This window comes from Streptomyces sp. NPDC054842 (genome assembly GCF_053611025.1).
The window spans coordinates 202,230-219,762 of the sequence record NZ_JBSGZN010000004.1 but is presented as its reverse complement, the minus strand read 5'-3'; the positions used below and the strand labels follow the sequence as shown (position 1 = coordinate 219,762).

Sequence of the window (17,533 nt, the reverse complement as noted above, 5' to 3'; positions counted from 1 at the left end):
CGATCTACTTACTTGCCGCCCGGCAAGTTCACTACACTGAGGAAAGTAGACCGCTAACTAGCCGGGCGTCAAGTAAGTTGGCAGTGGCTTTACCGGTCGGCCGTCGGTTAGGTTTTCGGGGAGCGCGAGGAGTACGAGGATGGGCGGCACCATGGACGGCACCAGGCGACGACGCCGCGGCGACACCCGCCAGCGCATCCAGGACGTGGCCCTCGAACTCTTCTCCGAGCAGGGCTACGAGAAGACGTCCCTGCGCGAGATCGCCGAGCACCTGGACGTCACCAAGGCGGCGCTCTACTACCACTTCAAGAGCAAGGAAGAGATCCTCATCAGCCTCTTCGAGGACCTGACGAGGCCCCTGGACGAGTTGATCGACTGGGGCAGGCAGCAGCCGCACTCGCTGGACACCAAGCAGGAGGTCCTGCGCCGTTACAGCCAGGCCCTCACCGGTGCCGCGCCGCTCTTCCGCTTCATGCAGGAGAACCAGGCGACGGTGCGCGAGCTGAGCATCGGCGAGACCTTCAAGGACCGGATGATGTCCATGCTCGACATCATCAAGGAGCCCGAGGCGGCGCTGCCCGACCAGGTCCGCTGCATCAGCGCGCTCTTCACGATGCACGCCGGGATGTTCGTCCTCAAGGACGTCGAAGGCGACCCCGAGGAGAAGCGCAAGGCCGTCCTCGAGGTCGCGATCGATCTGGTGACGCGGGCGCACGGCGCCGCCACGTCGTAGTCACGGGCGCCCCGGCACCTGTGGTGCCCCGGGCGCCCTCGACGGGCTCCGTCAGACGGTGACGCCCTTGCCGCGCAGGAAGCTGACCGGGTCGATGGCCGACCCGTAGTTCGCGGTCGTACGGATCTCGAAGTGCAGGTGGGGTCCGCTGGAGTTCCCGGTGTTGCCGGAGAGCGCTATGTGCTGACCGGTGGCGACGACCTGGCCGACCCGCACGTCGACGCGCGAGAGGTGCGCGTACTGCGAGTAGGTGCCGTTGCCGTGCCTGATGACGACGGCGTTGCCGTACGCGGGACCGTCGCCGGCGCCGTTGCCGCCGGTCTTGACGACGGTGCCGCCGTGAGCGGCGACGACCTCGGTGCCGGTCGGCACGGCGTAGTCCTGGCCGGAGTGCTTGTGCGACCACATGCCGCCGGCCTGGTTGAAGCTCGCGGAGAGCTTGTACTTCTTCACCGGGTCGACCCAGGACGCGGACTTCTTGGCGACGTTCTTCTTGGCGGCGGCCTTCTTGGCCGCGGCCGCCTTCTTGGTCTCCGCGGCCTTCTTGAACTTCGCGGCCGACTCGGCGGCGGCCTTGGCCTGGGCGGCGGCCTGGTTCTGCACCGCACTGGCCGTGGTGCCGGATGCGGCGGTGTCCAGCGTGGTGTCGGCGGCCGCGACCCCGGCGCCCAGAGCGACCGAGGCACCCAGCCCGACGGCCAGGGCGGCCGCCCGCATACGGAGCTGGGACGCACGGGAGTGACGGGGCGTGACGCGCTTCGACATGTAGACCTCTTCAAGACGGGGACGGGGCAGAAAAGAACACCCGGCGCACTGGCACCTGCCGGATGGACCACTCTTTGGTAACCCGCGCTCCCAGGAAGCCCCAAACCGCCCTTCTACGACCCAAGGCCGTAGTTCGCCTCAAAACTTTCAACTTCTTGACAGACCGTTCGCGGCCCTAAGAATCCGGTGCATTCCGGTCATGCGAGGAGGTTTATGCCCACTTCGCGGGCCCTGCGCCTCAGGAAACGCCGCCCGCACCGCCCCGCCCGACCACCCGGGGGTCGACCGTCCACCCCCATGGGCCAAAGGTCCCTTTTGCCCCTCCCGAGGCATCCACTAATCCGCCTAGTACCGGACATTTCGCCTGTGCGTCATGTCACCGGGGGGCAGGATCCGGACCCAGCCGAATGTGACGGGGGCTACGCCGCAGACCCGGGCGGAAGCGGGGTCCAGTGCCCTTCTCGGGGGGCGTGAGGGGGTGCGGGACTCCCCCGTCAGGCACCCGAAAACTACTATGTGCACGCGGGCGGGCGCGGTCCGTGGAGAGCCGGGCGTGGAAAGCCGGGCCGGCCAGGTGCCCGGACCGGTGGGGCGCAGACCGGCAGGCGCGCGGACCCGCAGGAGGCGAGTGAACCCCGCCGGAGCCATCCACGGACGCAAGGCCCCGTAAGCGCAGCCCCGCGGAGGCAGAGACCCGCTGGCTCAGGCCTGCCGGCCCGTAGGCGCAGCCCCTTGGACGCACAGACTCCGGACGCCTGGAGCCCCGGGACCAGGGACCCGTGGGCGTATGGCGCCGTGGGCGTACGACGCCGCGGACGATGAACCGAACCGCGGACAGCCAGCTGTCCAGTCGCCCTCCCCTCAGGCGCGCGGAACGCGGGCCGCCGGCGCGCGCATAGCCGTCGCGGGCGCACGAAAAGGGGCTGCCCCGGGACCGGAGTCCCGGGGCAGCCCCTTGGTGCGGCGAACCCGGAGGTTACGCGTCCTTGCTCAGGTTCGGACCGGCTCCGCCGGCGGCCTGCTCGATCGGCGGGACGTCGGGGAGCGCCGACTTCTCCTCACCCCGGAAGGTGAAGGTCTTGGCGTCGCCCTCGCCCTCCGTGTCCACGACCACGATGTGGCCCGGACGCAGCTCGCCGAAGAGGATCTTCTCGGACAGCGTGTCCTCGACCTCGCGCTGGATCGTGCGACGCAGCGGACGCGCGCCCAGCACCGGGTCGTAACCCTTCTTGGCGAGGAGCTCCTTCGCGGACTGGGAGAGCTCGATGCCCATGTCCCGGTCCTTGAGGCGCTCGTCCACCTTGCTGACCATCAGGTCGACGATCTGGAGGATGTCGCCCTGGGTGAGCTGCGGGAAGACGACGACGTCGTCGACACGGTTGAGGAACTCGGGCCGGAAGTGCTGCTTGAGCTCGTCCGAGACCTTGTTCTTCATGCGCTCGTAGTTGGTCTTCGTGTCACCCTGCGCCGCGAAGCCCAGGTTGAAGCCCTTCGAGATGTCCCGCGTGCCGAGGTTGGTCGTCATGATGATGACCGTGTTCTTGAAGTCCACGACCCGGCCCTGGGAGTCGGTCAGGCGACCGTCCTCCAGGATCTGCAGCAGCGAGTTGAAGATGTCCGGGTGGGCCTTCTCCACCTCGTCGAAGAGGACGACGGAGAACGGCTTGCGGCGGACCTTCTCGGTCAGCTGGCCGCCCTCTTCGTAGCCCACGTAGCCGGGGGGCGAACCGAAGAGACGCGAGACCGTGTGCTTCTCGCTGAACTCCGACATGTCGAGGGAGATCAGCGCGTCCTCGTCACCGAAGAGAAACTCGGCGAGCGCCTTGGACAGCTCCGTCTTACCGACACCGGACGGACCGGCGAAGATGAACGAACCACCCGGACGCTTCGGGTCCTTCAGACCGGCACGCGTACGGCGGATCGCCTTCGAGAGCGCCTTGACGGCGTCCTTCTGGCCGATGACCCGCTTGTGGAGCTCGTCCTCCATGCGCAGCAGACGCGAGGACTCCTCCTCGGTCAGCTTGAAGACCGGGATGCCGGTGGCGGTCGCGAGGACCTCGGCGATCAGCTCGCCGTCGACCTCGGCCACGACGTCCATGTCGCCGGCCTTCCACTCCTTCTCGCGCTTGGCCTTCGCCGCGAGGAGCTGCTTCTCCTTGTCCCGCAGGGAAGCGGCCTTCTCGAAGTCCTGCGAGTCGATCGCGGACTCCTTGTCCCGGCGGACGCCGGCGATCTTCTCGTCGAACTCGCGGAGGTCCGGCGGCGCCGTCATCCGACGGATGCGCATCCGGGAGCCCGCCTCGTCGATCAGGTCGATCGCCTTGTCGGGGAGGAACCGGTCCGAGATGTAGCGGTCCGCGAGCGTCGCGGCCTGGACCAGCGCCTCGTCCGTGATCGAGACGCGGTGGTGCGCCTCGTAGCGGTCGCGCAGGCCCTTGAGGATCTCGATGGTGTGCGGGAGGGAAGGCTCCGCCACCTGGATCGGCTGGAAGCGGCGCTCGAGGGCCGCGTCCTTCTCGAGGTGCTTGCGGTACTCGTCCAGGGTCGTGGCACCGATGGTCTGGAGCTCACCGCGGGCCAGCATCGGCTTCAGGATCGAGGCCGCGTCGATGGCGCCCTCGGCGGCACCCGCTCCGACGAGCGTGTGCAGCTCGTCGATGAACAGGATGATGTCGCCGCGGGTGCGGATCTCCTTGAGAACCTTCTTCAGGCGCTCCTCGAAGTCACCGCGGTAGCGGGAACCGGCGACCAGCGCGCCCAGGTCGAGGGTGTAGAGGTGCTTGTCCTTGAGGGTCTCGGGCACCTCGCCCTTGACGATGGCCTGCGCCAGCCCTTCGACGACGGCGGTCTTGCCGACGCCGGGCTCGCCGATGAGGACCGGGTTGTTCTTCGTACGGCGGGACAGCACCTGCATGACCCGCTCGATCTCCTTCTCGCGCCCGATGACCGGGTCGAGCTTGGACTCACGAGCGGCCTGGGTGAGGTTCCGGCCGAACTGGTCGAGGACCAGGGACGTGGAGGGCGTGCCCTCGGCAGGACCGCCGGCGGTGGCGGTCTCCTTGCCCTGGTAACCGGAGAGCAGCTGGATCACCTGCTGCCGCACCCGGTTGAGGTCTGCGCCCAGCTTGACCAGGACCTGGGCGGCGACGCCCTCGCCCTCACGGATCAGGCCGAGCAGGATGTGCTCCGTGCCGATGTAGTTGTGGCCCAGCTGAAGGGCCTCGCGGAGCGACAGCTCCAGGACCTTCTTGGCACGGGGGGTGAAGGGGATGTGCCCGGACGGGGCCTGCTGACCCTGCCCGATGATCTCCTCCACCTGCTGGCGGACCGCCTCGAGCGAAATCCCGAGGCTCTCCAGGGCCTTAGCGGCGACACCCTCACCCTCGTGGATCAGGCCCAGGAGGATGTGCTCGGTGCCGATGTAGTTGTGGTTGAGCATCCGGGCTTCTTCCTGAGCCAGGACGACAACCCGCCGCGCGCGGTCGGTGAACCTCTCGAACATCGTTAATCGCTCCTCAGAGCGGTCAGGCAGTAAGGGGACGCTCCCCTCCCTGTCCTTCCGCAGCTTAGTCCCGCAAGCGGGGACCGCTCATTCCAACTGCCGACACCGTCCTTGGCCTCCTGACCCCGAACGCCGACATCTGCCTCAACCCGATGGTGCGAGACGATGTTCCCGCAGGCCAGGCAGTTACCCCCACCATCAGTACGCCGATGGCGAACGTGAGACCGCCTTTCCTTGCGTGTCGCCCCCTCCCACTAGGGATGTCTTACCCGTACGCACGGACACTCCATGCCGCGCGCACCGGTTCCCTCCGCTATGGGCGAACACCCGCGCGCCGGTGGGGACCGACGCGCGCCCCCACTCCCGGCACCCTTCGCGTTCGCCCAAACACCCAGCGTAACTCCGGGGCTCTCCGAACGGTTGCTCCTGACATGGCTCCCACCGTTCCCCCTCCTCGCCGGCCGCCCGGGTCCGGCCGCGCCGGTGACCTCGCCGACCCGCTACGGCACTGGTACGAGAACGAACTGGGCTGGCGGACCGTGCCCGGACCGCCGACGGGACTGGTCACGGGGGTGCGCTTCGACGTCCTTGAGGTGCCGGCGGAGGCCGGGGCCGCGGCGCTGCGGCATCTGCGGCCGACGTCTCCGGTGGCCCTTCAGGGGGACCGGATGCGGCTGCTGGTGGCCGAGGGCAGCGCGGACGAGCTGCCGGGGCTGCTGGACTGGCTGGAGTGGGGCGCTCTGACGCTGGATCTCACAGCGATCGGCGCGGGCGGGCGCGTCGAGGCGCCGGTGCCGCCGGGAGGGGCCGGCGGCCGTCCGCCGGTCGGCGGGGGCGGTCCGCAGGGGGCCGCCGTGTGGCTGCGGCCCCCCGAGCCGGGGTGCGAGGTCGAACCCTCACTGCCGACACTGTCGGCCGTGGGGGGCGGTGGGGGCGCCCCCGATCTCGTACGAGTCGTGGACACGATGGCAACCCACTGCCACCGTGTCCGGCTGCGGCGCTCGCGCGCTCAGCCGTTGGCCTTCTCGTAGGCCTCGCGAATGGCTGCGGGAACTCGGCCACGGTCGTTGACGTCGTGCCCGTTCTCCTTCGCCCACGCGCGAATCTGCGCGGTGTCCTGGCTGCCGCCGGAAGTGGCGCGCGCCTTTCCGCGTCCGCCGGAAGTGCGGCCTCCGGTGCGACGGCCCCCCTTCACGTAGGGCTCGAGAAGGTCGCGAAGCTTGTCCGCATTGGCAGTCGTGAGATCGATCTCGTACGTCTTGCCGTCCAGCGCGAACGTCACGGTCTCGTCCGCCTCGCCACCGTCGAGGTCGTCGACAAGAAGGACCTGAACCTTCTGTGCCACCGGATTTCCTTTCATCGATAACCATGGGGCGGAGGGCCTGCGGCGTGCGCCGCTGTTTCGCGTCCCCTGTTATATGCAGTACTGCAGTACGTCGGAAAGCAAACCGCTTTTGCCGGAAAAACACAAACCCCTGGCGAGGACTCACAGCCCTGGGGTAGACCGGAAACGTGCGCGTTTCGGACATAGGGAACCCGGGCATGCCTGCCCGCCGGAATAGTCGGCGGCGATCACAGATGCAGAAGCATCCGGCTGTTGCCCAAGGTGTTCGGTTTCACTCGTTCGAGACCGAGGAACTCCGCCACGCCCTCGTCATAGGAACGCAGCAGCTCCGCGTAGACATCGGTGTCGACGGGCGTCTCACCGATCTCGGTGAAGCCGTGCTTGGCGAAGAAGTCGACTTCGAAGGTCAGACAGAAAACCCGGCGAACGCCGAGCCAGCGGGCGGTCTGCAGCAACTTCCCGAGCAGCTGATGACCCACGCCAAGCCCTCTGACCGTCGGGTTCACCGCGAGGGTGCGGACTTCCGCGAGGTCTTCCCACATCACGTGCAGCGCCCCGCAGCCCACCACCTCGGCGTTGTCATCGCGTTCCGCGACCCAGAACTCCTGGATGTCCTCGTAAAGCGTCACCGTCGCTTTGTCGAGCAGGATGCGGCGCTCCACGTACGAGTCGAGGAGGCTGCGCACCGCCTGGACATCGCTGGTCCTGGCCCGGCGGACGGTGATGGCTTTTGCGGTGGGTTCGGGATGCTCTGCTGGCATGGGCGGACGCTATCGCCCGGTGTCGTCCTGAGGCGCGGCGGGGTTCTCGTCCGGGCGCGCGGGGGTTTCCTCCGGCGTTTCGGCCGTTTCCGGGCCCTGGACGATCGCCACCGCGTTGCGCAGGGCGAGACGCTGTTCCTCGCTCATCATCCCGAAGAACGCCACGAGAGCGGCTGCCGGGTTGTCGCTCTGCGACCACGCGTCGTTCATCAGCGCCGCCGCGTAGGCGGCCCGTGTGGAGACGGCCTCATATCGATAGGCCCGGCCTTCGGCCTCGCGGCGCACCCAGCCCTTCTGATGGAGATTGTCCAAAACGGTCATCACCGTGGTGTACGCGATGGACCGTTCCTGCTGAAGGTCTTCCAGGACTTCTCGAACGGTCACCGGGCGGTTCCACTTCCACACCCGCGTCATGACCGCGTCTTCGAGTTCTCCCAATGGGCGAGGCACAGCCAGAACAATAGTGGGAGAAGTCGCCGATGGCCTGCCGGACGTGCGTCTTCTTCCGTAAACGGCAACAAAAAGGGCGTACGACTCGAAAATCACACGAGTCGTACGCCCTGGAGCGGGTGCGGTACGGGTGGTGTCTGAGGGGAGGCGGTGCCGGGACAGGAGGCCCGGCGGCTCAGGCCTCGAGGTCCCGGGAGGTCTGGCGGGCGCCCTCGGCGCGGGCGAGCGCCGCGTCGACCACGGCGTCCTCCTTGGCCTTGTTGGCCCCACCCTGGGTCTTCACGATCGTCACGATCAGCCCGATGAAGAACACGGCCATCACGACGGGGGGCACGAGCGCGGAGACGTAGTCCATGCCTCCAGAGTAGCTAGCCCGCCGCCAGTTCCTGCTGCGGGTCGGCCGTCGGCGGACCCGGTTTGCGCTTCGGCGGGAAGACCTCGCCGGGCGTGGGGATGGGGCGGTCGGGGCGCGGGCTCTTCACCGGGGTCTGCGGCCTGGGCTCCGCCGGTCTGCCGACCGGCTTCTTGGCGGGCTGTCCGGCGGCCTCGCGGGTGCGCCCGGTCCTCTGGGCGGCGAGGCCGCCCGGGAGGGCCAGGAGATGGCTGCGGGAGGCCGGCACGGTGGGCACGGTGCGGCCCGCGAGGCGGGCGCGCACGTCCTGCTCGGCGAGGACGCGGCAGCGGTCCAGGAGGACGGCGGCGGCCGGGGTGCCGCGGAGGGCGCGCAGAGCGGCCAGGTCGTCCGGGACCGGGCGGTAGCCGGCACCGAGGACGTCCTCCAGGAGGGCGAGGTAGCCGGTGGCGGTGCCGGGCAGGGCGGCCCGGTAACGGGCCAGGTCGGCCAGCAGGAAGGCCCGGAGCCTCTCCCCCTCGCGGGTCGCCTCGTCGAGCGACTCGGCGAGACGGAGACAGTCCTGGACGTCCTCGGCCGAGGCCGGACCGGGGTGGAGGGCGAGGGCGAGAGCACGGCGGAGCACACGCAGCTCCTCCGTACCGAACGCCATGCCGCCTCGGGATCCATATGGCGTGGGCATGCGGCGACGATACGCGCTAATCAGACAAAATTCGCATACCGGGCGTTTGTGGCGTGGGGCTTTCGGGTGGTCCGGCGGGCGTCGGGACGCCGTCCGGTCCCGGGCGTCGGGCGCTGCCCTGTCCGGTGGGCGGCGGGGGCTGTCCGCCGGTGGGTGGGGCGGGCCGGCGTGCGGTGACGGGTGCGCCCGCCCGGGCTGTGCTCCTGGGCGGGCGCCACGCATGTCGAGCGTCCCGGGTGGTTCAGGTGCGGGAGACGTTTCTTTCGTAGACCAGGCGGAGGCCGATCAGCGTGAGCCAGGGCTCGTGCTCGTCGATGACCGAGGACTCCCCGAGGACCATCGGCGCCAGCCCGCCCGTCGCGATGACGGTGACGTCGTCCGGGTCGTCGGCCAGCTCCCGTGCCATCCGGCTGACGACCCCGTCGACCTGGCCGGCGAAGCCGTAGATGATGCCGGACTGCATCGCCTCGACCGTGTTCTTGCCGATCACCGCGCGCGGCCGGGCCACCTCGATCTTGCGGAGCTGCGCGCCCTTGACGCCGAGGGCGTCGACGGAGATCTCGATGCCGGGGGCGATGACACCGCCCACGTACTCCCCGCGCGCACTGACCGCGTCGAACGTCGTCGCCGTGCCGAAGTCGACGACGATCGCCGGGCCGCCGTAGAGCTCGACGGCCGCGACCGAGTTGATGATGCGGTCCGCGCCGACCTCCTTGGGGTGGTCGGTCAGGATCGGCACGCCGGTCTTGACGCCGGGCTCCACGAGGACCGCGGGGACGTCGCCGTAGTACCGGCGGGTCACCTCGCGCAGCTCGTGCAGGACCGACGGGACGGTGGCGCAGATCGCGATGCCGTCGATGCCGTCGCCGAGCTCCTCTCCGAGCAGCGGGTGCATGCCCATCAGCCCCTGGAGGAGCACGGCCAGCTCGTCGGCGGTGCGGCGGGCGTCCGTCGAGATGCGCCAGTGCTCGACGATCTCCTCGCCGTCGAAGAGGCCGAGGACGGTGTGGGTGTTGCCGACGTCGATCGTCAGGAGCATCGGTCCTACTCCGCCTCGTCCGTCGACGCCTCGCGCAGGTCGAGGCCGATGTCCAGGATGGGCGCGGAGTGGGTGAGGGCGCCCACCGCCAGGTAGTCGACGCCCGTCTTGGCGTAGACCTCCGCGTTGCCGAGGGTGAGGCGGCCGGACGCCTCCAGGAGCGCGCGGCCCTTGACGAGCGTCACGGCCTCCTCGCATTCGGCGGGCGTGAAGTTGTCCAGGAGGATCAGGTCCGCGCCCGCGTCCACCACCTCGCGCAGCTGGTGCAGGGTGTCCACCTCGACCTCGATCGGCAGCTCCGGGAACGCCTCGCGGACGGCCTCGAAGGCCTGCGCCACGCCGCCCGCGGCGACCACGTGGTTGTCCTTGACGAGGGCCGCGTCGGAGAGCGACATGCGGTGGTTGACACCGCCGCCCATCCGTACGGCGAACTTCTCCAGGGAGCGCAGTCCCGGCGTCGTCTTGCGGGTGTCGCGCACGCGCGTGCCGGTGCCCTCCAGGGCGTCGGCCCACGCGCGCGTGGCGGTCGCGATGCCGGACAGCCGGCACAGCAGGTTGAGCGCGCTGCGCTCGGCCGTGAGGATGTCGCGGGTGCGGGTGGTGACGCTGAGGAGCTTCTGGCCGGCCTCGACGCGGTCGCCGTCCAGGACGTGCCGCTCGACCTCGAACTCGTCGGTGCAGACGACCGAGACGACGGCCTCGGCGACCCGCAGGCCCGCCACGACGCCGGCCTCCCGGGCGGTGAAGTCGGCGGTGGAGACCGCGTCCTCGGGGATGGTCGCGACGGTCGTCACGTCCACGCCGTGGTCGAGGTCCTCCTCGATGGCCAGGTGCGCGATGTCCTCGACCTCCACGGGGTCGAGCCCCGCGTCGGCCAGGAGCTGGGCGAGGGCGGGGTCGAGCCCGCACTCCAGGTACTCCTCGTCCGTGTCGGCGGCGCAGCCGCAGCCGTCGCCGCAGCCGCCGCTCCGGGCGAGGGGAAGGTCGGGGGTGCTCACTTCGGTCACTGCTCCTGGGGACGGGGCGACGGCTGGGGCGTGGAGGTTCCCGTGGTCCGGGCGGGGCCGGAGTCCTCGGGGAGGGTCGGGGGGAAGTCTGCGGTGTCGGTGGTGCGCACGGCGAGTGTCCGGTCGGGATTCAGCCGTACGACGATGTGGCGCCGCCAGTCCGTGTCGTCCCGGTCGGCGTGGTCCTCGCGCCAGTGGCAGCCGCGGGTCTCCTCGCGCTGGAGGGCGGCGGCGACCAGCACCCGGGCGACGCACAGGAGGTTGGTGGACTCCCAGGTGTCGACGCCCGGCTCGGACGTCTTGCCGTTCTCGTCGAGTGCGTCGCGGGCGTCCGCGTGCAGGCGCTGGAGGCGGTCGGCCGCGCCGGCCAGGGAAGCGGCGGAGCGCAGGACGCCCGCGCCGTCGGTCATGATCCGCTGGATGGCGAAGCGGGCCTCGGGGGCGAGCAGCGGGTGCGCGGGCTTCTCGGGGTGCGGGACGGGCGCCGGCACGCGCGCGTGGAGGTGCTCCTGCGCGTGCCGCGCGGCGATGTCGGCCGCGATCCGCTCGGCGTAGACCAGGCCCTCCAGCAGGGAGTTGGAGGCGAGCCGGTTGGCGCCGTGGACGCCGGTGCAGGCGACCTCGCCGCACGCGTACAGCCCGGGGACGGTCGTACGGCCGTGGTGGTCGGTGCGGACGCCTCCGGACGCGTAGTGCGCGGCCGGGGCGACGGGGACGGGCTCGGTGACCGGGTCGATGCCGTGGGCGCGGCAGGCGGCCAGGATGGTCGGGAAGCGGTGCTCCCACATGTCGGCGCCGAAGTGTCGGGCGTCGAGGTACATGTGCTCGGCGTCCTGCTCCAGCATGCGGCGCATGATGCCCTTGGCGACGATGTCCCGGGGTGCCAGCTCGGCCAGCTCGTGCTGCCCGACCATGAAGCGCACCCCGTCGGCGTCGACCAGGTGGGCGCCCTCGCCGCGGACCGCCTCGGAGACCAGCGGCTGCTGGCCCTCCGCGTCCGGGCCGAGGAAGAGCACGGTCGGGTGGAACTGGACGAATTCGAGATCGCTGACCTCGGCGCCCGCGCGCAGGGCGAGCGCCACCCCGTCGCCCGTGGACACGGAGGGGTTGGTGGTGGCCGAGAAGACCTGCCCCATGCCGCCGGTCGCGAGGACCACGGCGGGGGCGTGGACGGCGCCCACGCCGTCGTGCTGGCCCTCTCCCATGACGTGCAGGGTGACGCCGGCGGTACGGCCGTCGGCGTCCGTGAGCAGGTCCAGGACCAGCGCGTTCTCCACGGTGCGCAGGCCACGCGCGCGGACGGCGTCGACGAGGGCGCGGGAGATCTCGGCGCCGGTGGCGTCGCCTCCCGCGTGCGCGATGCGGCGCCGGTGGTGGCCGCCCTCGCGGGTCAGCTCCAGGGCGCCCTCGGCGGACTCGTCGAAGTGCGCGCCGGTCGCGATCAGCCGGCGTACGGCGTCGGGGCCCTCCGTGACGAGGATGCGCACGGCTTCCTCGTCGCACAGGCCGGCGCCCGCCACGAGCGTGTCGTCCAGGTGCTGTTCGGGGGTGTCGCCCTCGCCGAGGGCCGCGGCGATGCCGCCCTGCGCCCAGCGGGTGGAGCCGTCGTCCAGGCGGGCCTTGGTGACGACGACCGTGCGCAGGCCCGCGGCCTCGCAGCGGAGGGCCGCGGTGAGTCCCGCGACGCCGGAGCCGACCACGACGACGTCGGCGTCGACGGACCAGCCGGGGGCGGGGGCGTGCAGGCGTATGCCAGTACCTGTGCCGGTCACGAGGCGGCTCCGAAGGTGAGGGGGATGTTGTCGATCAGCCGGGTCGTCCCGACCCGGGCGGCGACGGCGAGGACCGCCTCGCCGGTGAAGTCGTCCGCGATCTCGGTGAAGTCCGACGGATCGACCAGTGCCAGGTAGTCCAGGGCGAGCGGCGGATCCAGGCGGGCGGCGTCGTCCAGGACGAGACGGGCGGCGGCGCGCACGGCGGCCGGGCCCGAGACGCCCGCGGGGGCGGCCTTGGCGACGGCGTGCGCGTCGGCGGCGGCGCGGGACTCCCCGAGGGCGCTGAGGGCCTCGGCACGCGCACGCGTGGCGGGCACCTCCCGGGCCCTGGCCCGCAGTGCCTCCTGGGCGGCGTGCCGGTCGCGGCCCGCGAACAGGGCCTGGGACAGCGCGAGCGCCGTGCGGCGTTCGTCGGCGGAGAGGTAGCGGTTGCGGCTGGAGAGGGCGAGCCCGTCCTCCTCGCGCACGGTGGGCACGCCGACGATCTCCACGCCGAAGTTCAGGTCGCGCACCATGCGGCGGATCAGGGCGAGCTGCTGGGCGTCCTTCTGCCCGTAGAGCGCCACGTCGGGCCGGGTCAGGTGCAGCAGCTTGGCGACGACGGTGAGCATGCCGTCGAAGTGCCCGGGCCGTACGGCGCCCTCCAGGAGGCCGCCCATGGGGCCGGCGCTGACGCGGACCTGGGGTTCGCCGCCCGGGTAGACCTCGTCCACGGAGGGGGCGAACACGACGTCCGCGCCCGCCAGCCCGGCGATCTTGACGTCGGCGTCGAGGGTGCGCGGGTAGCGGTCGAGGTCCTCGCCGGCGCCGAACTGGAGCGGGTTCACGAAGACCGTCACGACCACCTCGCCCCGGTCGCCCGCGAGCTCCCGGGCGGCGCGGACCAGCGTGGCGTGGCCCTCGTGCAGGGCGCCCATGGTCATCACGACGGCGCGCCGGCCGTCGCGGGCACGCGCGTGCAGCTCGTCCGCGGTGCGCAGCAGGGCGGGGGTCATCGGGTGCTCCCGTCGGTGCGCGGGACAACAGGCGTGGTCATCGGTCGCTCCCGTCGTCGGGCAGGGTCGCACCGTCGGCGAGTACCCCGAGAAGGTCCTCGGCGAGTTCCGGCTTCAGCAGTCCGTGGGCGAGGGCGCGGTCGGCGGTCGCGCGGGCCATCGCCAGATAGCCGGCGACGGTCTGCGGGGCGTGCCTGCGCAACTCGGCGACGTGCGCCGCGACGGTGCCCGCGTCGCCGCGCGCCACCGGGCCGGTGAGGGCCGCGTCGCCGGACCTGAGGGCGTTGTCCAGCGCGGCGCCGAGCAGCGGGCCGAGCATGCGGTCGGGGGCCTCGACGCCCGCCGTGCGCAGCAGCTCCATGGACTCGGCGACCAGCGTCACCAGGTGGTTCGCGCCGAGGGCGAGGGCCGCGTGGTAGAGCGGCCGGCTCTCCTCGGCGATCCATTCCGGCTCGCCGCCCATCTCGATCACCAGCGCCTCGGCCGCCAGGCGCAGCTCCTCGGGCGCGGTCACGCCGAAGGAGCAGCCGGCCAGCCGCTGGACGTCCACGGGGGTGCCGGTGAACGTCATCGCGGGGTGCAGCGCGAGGGGCAGCGCGCCCGCGCGCAGCGCCGGGTCAAGCACCCGTGCGCCGTACCGCCCGGAGGTGTGGACGAGGAGCTGGCCGGGGCGGACGGCCCCGGTCTCGGCGAGTCCCTCGACGAGGCCGGGCAGGGCGTCGTCCGGGACGGTCAGCAGGACCAGGTCGGCGCGCTCCATGACCTGGGCCGGCGTCACCAGGGGCACGTCGGGCAGCATCCTGGCGGCGCGCCGTACGGAGGCGTCGGACACCCCGGAGACGGCCACCGGGCGGTGTCCGGCGAGCTGGAGGGACGCGGCCAGCGCGGGACCGACGCGACCGGCGCCGACGACGCCGACGGTGAGCCGCGCGGGGCGGTCCTTCGGCTCTGGCTGTTGGAATGTACTCACTCGACGGCGGCCTTCCCGTTCCAGTCCGCTCGGGGTACCGGACGATTTCTCGTCATGTTAACGCGATTGGTTCGAGGCCCGTTCGGTTGTCCACAGGCTGTGGGTTTCCGCGGGCCCCTGGCGGCGTAAAACCCGTGTGCCCGTACCGGCCGCCCCGGGAGATGATCCGGGGATGAGCGACACGGCGGAGCACGGCGAGGAGCGGGACGGCGCGCGGGCGGCGGAGCAGGGCCCCGGGGCGGCGCGGGAGCACGGCCCGGAGTCCGGGGCGGCCGCGGCGGAGCGGCGGCGCGAGCGGCGGACGGCCGCCTACCGGGGCGCCCGGCGCCTGCTGGCCCGTTCCGGCCACCGGGCGACGCTGCGGGAGCGGCTGGCGGTCCTGGACGGCGCGGCGGACCTGTACGACCTGGACGCCCCGGTGGACGTCTACGGGAACGGCATCGTGGAGGCCCTGGAGGAGCGGGTCGCCGGCCTGCTCGGCACGGAGACCGCCGCCTACTTCCCCACCGGCACGATGGCGCAGCAGGTGGCGCTGCGCTGCTGGGCCGCCCGCACCGGGAACCCGGTCGTCGCCCTGCACCCGCTGTCCCATCCCGAGGTGCACGAGCGGAACGCGTTCAGCGCGGTCAGCGGGCTGCGCACGGTGCGCGTCACGGACGAGCCACGGCTGCCGACCGCCGAGGAGATCCGCGACTTCGAGGAGCCCTTCGGAGCGCTGATGCTCGAACTGCCCCTCCGGGACGCCGGTTTCGTCCTGCCCACCTGGGAGGAGCTCTCCGAGGTGGTGGAGGCGGCGCGGGAACGGGACGCGGTGGTCCACTTCGACGGGGCGCGGCTGTGGGAGTGCACCCCGCACTTCGGGCGCCCCCTGGCCGAGATCGCGGGCCTCGCGGACAGCGTCTACGTGTCGTTCTACAAGTCGCTCGACGGGTACAGCGGCGCGGCGCTGGCCGGCCCGCGCTCCCTGGTCGACGAGGCGAGGACCTGGCGCCACCGCTACGGCGGCATGGTCGTCCAGCAGTTCCCCGCGGTGCTGTCCGCGCTCGCCGGGCTGGAGCGCGAGCTGCCCCGGCTGCCGGAGTACGTGGCCCACGCGCGCGTGATCGCCGCCGCCCTGCGCGAGGGGTTCGCGGCGGCCGGGATGCCGTGGGCGCGCGTCCACCCCGAGGTGCCGCACACCCACGACTTCCAGGTCTGGCTGCCGTACGACCCGGACGTGCTGGAGGACACGGCCGCCGCACAGGCCGAGGAGACGGGCACCTACCTGTTCGTCAGCCCGTGGGCCCGCGGCGGGCCGGGGGTGTCATACACCGAGGTGGCCGTACGGTCCTCGGGGCTCGACTGGACGGCCGACGAGGCCCGGAAGGCCGCCGGGGACTTCGCGGCACGGCTGCCGGACCTCCGGTAGGGGGCCCGCCGCCCGGTCCCGCCGGCGCCGTCCGCGCCCCGGTCCCACGTCAGCGGCCGGGGAGCGGTCCGCCCCGGAACCACCGGCGCACGGCCTCCCGCGGCCGGCCCCGCGCGGGGCGCCCCGCCACGACGGCGCGGAACCGCCGCAGGTCGCGCAGCTCCCGCACGGTCCGCCGGTCGTTCGCACCGGGTGCGGGCGGGCCGGGCTCGCCGTGCTGCCGGGCCCGCCAGGTGTCTGGGTGACGCTCATGGCGGATCGCCTCCTCGGGGCGGACGGGGAGCGGAGGAGAACGGGCGGGCCGCGAGCCCAGGGTGACCCCGGCACCTCCGTGAACCGGTGTTCCGGCGCTCCGGGTACTCCGGTCCTCCGGCGCCCTCGTGGACCGGTGCTCCCAGCGTGCGCCCGCTTCCGGCGCCTGTCCCCCGATTGACGGCCGGCGTCGACCGGGAACGGCGTTGTCAGTGGCGCGGTGCACCATGAGGGCATGAGCGTGAGCATCGAGGTCAGCGGGCTGCGGCGGGAGCGGGTCGCCTTCGTGCCGTCCCCGCTGGCCGAGCTCGGGATGGCGCTGCACGCCCTGTCCGAGCCCGGTCACCACCCGGGGCTTCAGGCCTGGGCGACCACCGTGACCGCGGGCCTCGACCCGCACCTCGCCGACCGCATGTGCGAGGCCGACTTCCTGTGGCGTACGACGTTCTCGGACCTCTTCCTGCCCTCGGCCGGCATCCCCGGCGGTTTCACGCTGCCCGGGGCCACGCTCGCCGAGGACCTGGACCTGCTGGACAAGCTGGACGACGAGCAGTTCGTGGCCGCCGCGCTGGAGTTCACCGGTGCCCTGGCGTACGACGCTCCCGGGCCCGGCACGCTCTCGGACCCCGGGCTGCGCGCGCGTGCCCTGGACCTGGCCGCGTCCCGCGGGCCGCGCCAGGTGCGGTTCGCCCGGCGGCTGCTGGAGGACCCGCCGGGCGTGCGCACCTGGCTGCGGCAGTTCCTGGAGGACTGCGACGAGGCGTTCTTCGCCGAGGCGTGGTCGCGGCTGCGCCACCAGCTCGCGGTGGACGCCCGGCACAAGACGGACCTGTTCCGGCGCAGGGGCCTGGCCGAGGCGCTCGCCTCGGTCTCCTCCGCCGTGACTTTGGACGAGTCCGCCGGGCGGATCGTCGTGGACAAGCTGGCCGACGGTCACACGGCCACGGCCGACAGCGGCCTGCTGCTCGTGCCCACCACCCTCGGCTGGCCGCACCTGATGGTCCTGCACCGCTACGGCTGGCAGCCGGTGCTGCACTACCCGGTCGGCTCCGCCGAGCTGGCCGCCCCGCCCTCGGTCGAGCAGCTGACCCTGCGGATGACGGCCCTGTCCCACCCGGTCCGGATGCGGATCTGCCGTCACCTGGCCCGCAGCGCCTACACCACGGGCGAGCTGGCGCAGGTGCACGGCATGACGGCCCCCGAGATATCCCGGCACCTCGGTGTCCTCAAGAAGGCCGGCCTGCTCACCACGCGCCGCCGCGGCCGGTACGTCCTGCACCAGCTGGACGTCACGGCGGTCGCGCGCTTGGGAAGCGACTTCCTGGAGGGCATCCTGCGCTAGCCCCTACAGCGCGTCCTGGGCTGGTCCCCGAGCGTCCTGCGCGTCCTGCGTCAGCCCCTGCGCGTCCCGGGCTGGTCCCGACGCGCTTACCGGGCTGGTCGCGGCGCGCGTTGCCGGGCTGGTCCCGACGCGCTGCCCCGGGCTGGTCCCCGCGC

General features: G+C 72.0%; 16 protein-coding genes. 4 read left to right on the top strand and 12 right to left on the bottom strand.

Features of this window, described 5'->3' with window-relative positions:
* Window positions 1–139: 139 nt before the first annotated feature.
* Window positions 140–733 (top strand): TetR/AcrR family transcriptional regulator, encoded by a 594-nt coding sequence (locus ACWGIS_RS05350; RefSeq protein ID WP_453361068.1) that lies wholly within the window; start codon window positions 140–142, stop codon window positions 731–733.
* A 51-nt stretch (window positions 734–784) separates the two neighbouring features.
* Here ACWGIS_RS05350 and ACWGIS_RS05345 read toward each other — a convergent pair whose 3' ends face one another.
* Window positions 785–1,498 carry a M23 family metallopeptidase gene (locus ACWGIS_RS05345; protein ID WP_453361067.1) on the bottom strand — a complete coding sequence of 238 codons (714 nt, stop codon included), beginning with the start codon at window positions 1,496–1,498 and terminating at the stop codon, window positions 785–787.
* 976 nt (window positions 1,499–2,474) lie between these two features.
* Window positions 2,475–5,000, bottom strand: a complete 2,526-nt coding sequence (locus ACWGIS_RS05340) for an ATP-dependent Clp protease ATP-binding subunit (RefSeq protein ID WP_453361066.1) — start codon at window positions 4,998–5,000, stop codon at window positions 2,475–2,477.
* A gap of 431 nt (window positions 5,001–5,431) precedes the next feature.
* Between ACWGIS_RS05340 and ACWGIS_RS05335 the strand changes: the two genes are divergently transcribed.
* On the top strand, window positions 5,432–6,031 hold the full coding sequence (locus ACWGIS_RS05335) for an SCO3374 family protein (protein ID WP_453361065.1): 600 nt from the start codon (window positions 5,432–5,434) through the stop codon (window positions 6,029–6,031).
* Here the strand turns inward: ACWGIS_RS05335 and ACWGIS_RS05330 are convergent.
* From ACWGIS_RS05330 to ACWGIS_RS05285, 10 genes are all read right to left on the bottom strand, one after another.
* Window positions 6,010–6,345, bottom strand: a complete 336-nt coding sequence (locus ACWGIS_RS05330; protein ID WP_453361064.1) for a histone-like nucleoid-structuring protein Lsr2 — start codon at window positions 6,343–6,345, stop codon at window positions 6,010–6,012. The genes ACWGIS_RS05335 and ACWGIS_RS05330 overlap by 22 nt on opposite strands.
* 227 nt (window positions 6,346–6,572) lie before the next feature.
* Window positions 6,573–7,106 carry an amino-acid N-acetyltransferase gene (locus ACWGIS_RS05325; protein ID WP_453361063.1) on the bottom strand — a complete coding sequence of 178 codons (534 nt, stop codon included), beginning with the start codon at window positions 7,104–7,106 and terminating at the stop codon, window positions 6,573–6,575.
* Window positions 7,107–7,115: 9 nt separating this feature from the next.
* Entirely contained in the window at window positions 7,116–7,544 is a 429-nt protein-coding gene (locus tag ACWGIS_RS05320) for a BlaI/MecI/CopY family transcriptional regulator (RefSeq protein ID WP_453361062.1), read from the bottom strand.
* 187 nt (window positions 7,545–7,731) lie between these two features.
* Window positions 7,732–7,911, bottom strand: coding sequence for a hypothetical protein (locus tag ACWGIS_RS05315; RefSeq protein ID WP_453361061.1), 180 nt, complete (start codon window positions 7,909–7,911; stop codon window positions 7,732–7,734).
* Window positions 7,912–7,924: 13 nt separating this feature from the next.
* Window positions 7,925–8,560, bottom strand: a complete 636-nt coding sequence (locus tag ACWGIS_RS05310) for a hypothetical protein (protein ID WP_453361098.1) — start codon at window positions 8,558–8,560, stop codon at window positions 7,925–7,927.
* A 271-nt stretch (window positions 8,561–8,831) separates the two neighbouring features.
* A complete protein-coding gene (locus ACWGIS_RS05305) occupies window positions 8,832–9,629 on the bottom strand; it encodes a type III pantothenate kinase (protein WP_355784509.1) in 798 nt (265 codons plus the stop codon).
* A gap of 5 nt (window positions 9,630–9,634) precedes the next feature.
* Window positions 9,635–10,627: a carboxylating nicotinate-nucleotide diphosphorylase gene (gene nadC / locus ACWGIS_RS05300; RefSeq protein ID WP_453361060.1), complete on the bottom strand. Its 993-nt coding sequence runs from the start codon at window positions 10,625–10,627 to the stop codon at window positions 9,635–9,637.
* Between the two features lie 5 nt (window positions 10,628–10,632).
* On the bottom strand, window positions 10,633–12,408 hold the full coding sequence (locus tag ACWGIS_RS05295) for an L-aspartate oxidase (protein WP_453361059.1): 1,776 nt from the start codon (window positions 12,406–12,408) through the stop codon (window positions 10,633–10,635).
* Entirely contained in the window at window positions 12,405–13,406 is a 1,002-nt protein-coding gene (gene panC, locus ACWGIS_RS05290; RefSeq protein ID WP_453361058.1) for a pantoate--beta-alanine ligase, read from the bottom strand. The genes ACWGIS_RS05295 and panC overlap by 4 nt, the downstream gene beginning before the upstream one ends.
* Window positions 13,407–13,443: 37 nt before the next feature.
* Complete coding sequence (locus ACWGIS_RS05285) at window positions 13,444–14,376, bottom strand: Rossmann-like and DUF2520 domain-containing protein (RefSeq protein WP_356163850.1); 933 nt, start codon at window positions 14,374–14,376, stop codon at window positions 13,444–13,446.
* 172 nt (window positions 14,377–14,548) lie between these two features.
* Between ACWGIS_RS05285 and ACWGIS_RS05280 the strand changes: the two genes are divergently transcribed.
* Window positions 14,549–15,784, top strand: coding sequence for a threonine aldolase family protein (locus tag ACWGIS_RS05280; RefSeq protein ID WP_453361057.1), 1,236 nt, complete (start codon window positions 14,549–14,551; stop codon window positions 15,782–15,784).
* Window positions 15,785–16,271: 487 nt separating this feature from the next.
* Complete coding sequence (locus ACWGIS_RS05275) at window positions 16,272–17,378, top strand: DUF5937 family protein (protein WP_453361056.1); 1,107 nt, start codon at window positions 16,272–16,274, stop codon at window positions 17,376–17,378.
* Window positions 17,379–17,533 lie beyond the last annotated feature (155 nt).

What these genes read in the sequence shown, in the direction of transcription:
- ACWGIS_RS05350 (WP_453361068.1), top strand. Translation starts at nt 140, where the DNA reads ATGGGCGGCACCATGGACGGCACCAGGCGACGACGCCGCGGCGACACC.
- ACWGIS_RS05345 (WP_453361067.1), bottom strand. Translation starts at nt 1,498, where the DNA reads ATGTCGAAGCGCGTCACGCCCCGTCACTCCCGTGCGTCCCAGCTCCGT.
- ACWGIS_RS05340 (WP_453361066.1), bottom strand. Translation starts at nt 5,000, where the DNA reads ATGTTCGAGAGGTTCACCGACCGCGCGCGGCGGGTTGTCGTCCTGGCT.
- ACWGIS_RS05335 (WP_453361065.1), top strand. Translation starts at nt 5,432, where the DNA reads ATGGCTCCCACCGTTCCCCCTCCTCGCCGGCCGCCCGGGTCCGGCCGC.
- ACWGIS_RS05325 (WP_453361063.1), bottom strand. Translation starts at nt 7,106, where the DNA reads ATGCCAGCAGAGCATCCCGAACCCACCGCAAAAGCCATCACCGTCCGC.
- ACWGIS_RS05315 (WP_453361061.1), bottom strand. Translation starts at nt 7,911, where the DNA reads ATGGACTACGTCTCCGCGCTCGTGCCCCCCGTCGTGATGGCCGTGTTC.
- ACWGIS_RS05310 (WP_453361098.1), bottom strand. Translation starts at nt 8,560, where the DNA reads ATGGCGTTCGGTACGGAGGAGCTGCGTGTGCTCCGCCGTGCTCTCGCC.
- ACWGIS_RS05305 (WP_355784509.1), bottom strand. Translation starts at nt 9,629, where the DNA reads ATGCTCCTGACGATCGACGTCGGCAACACCCACACCGTCCTCGGCCTC.
- panC (WP_453361058.1), bottom strand. Translation starts at nt 13,406, where the DNA reads ATGACCCCCGCCCTGCTGCGCACCGCGGACGAGCTGCACGCGCGTGCC.
- ACWGIS_RS05280 (WP_453361057.1), top strand. Translation starts at nt 14,549, where the DNA reads ATGAGCGACACGGCGGAGCACGGCGAGGAGCGGGACGGCGCGCGGGCG.
- ACWGIS_RS05275 (WP_453361056.1), top strand. Translation starts at nt 16,272, where the DNA reads ATGAGCGTGAGCATCGAGGTCAGCGGGCTGCGGCGGGAGCGGGTCGCC.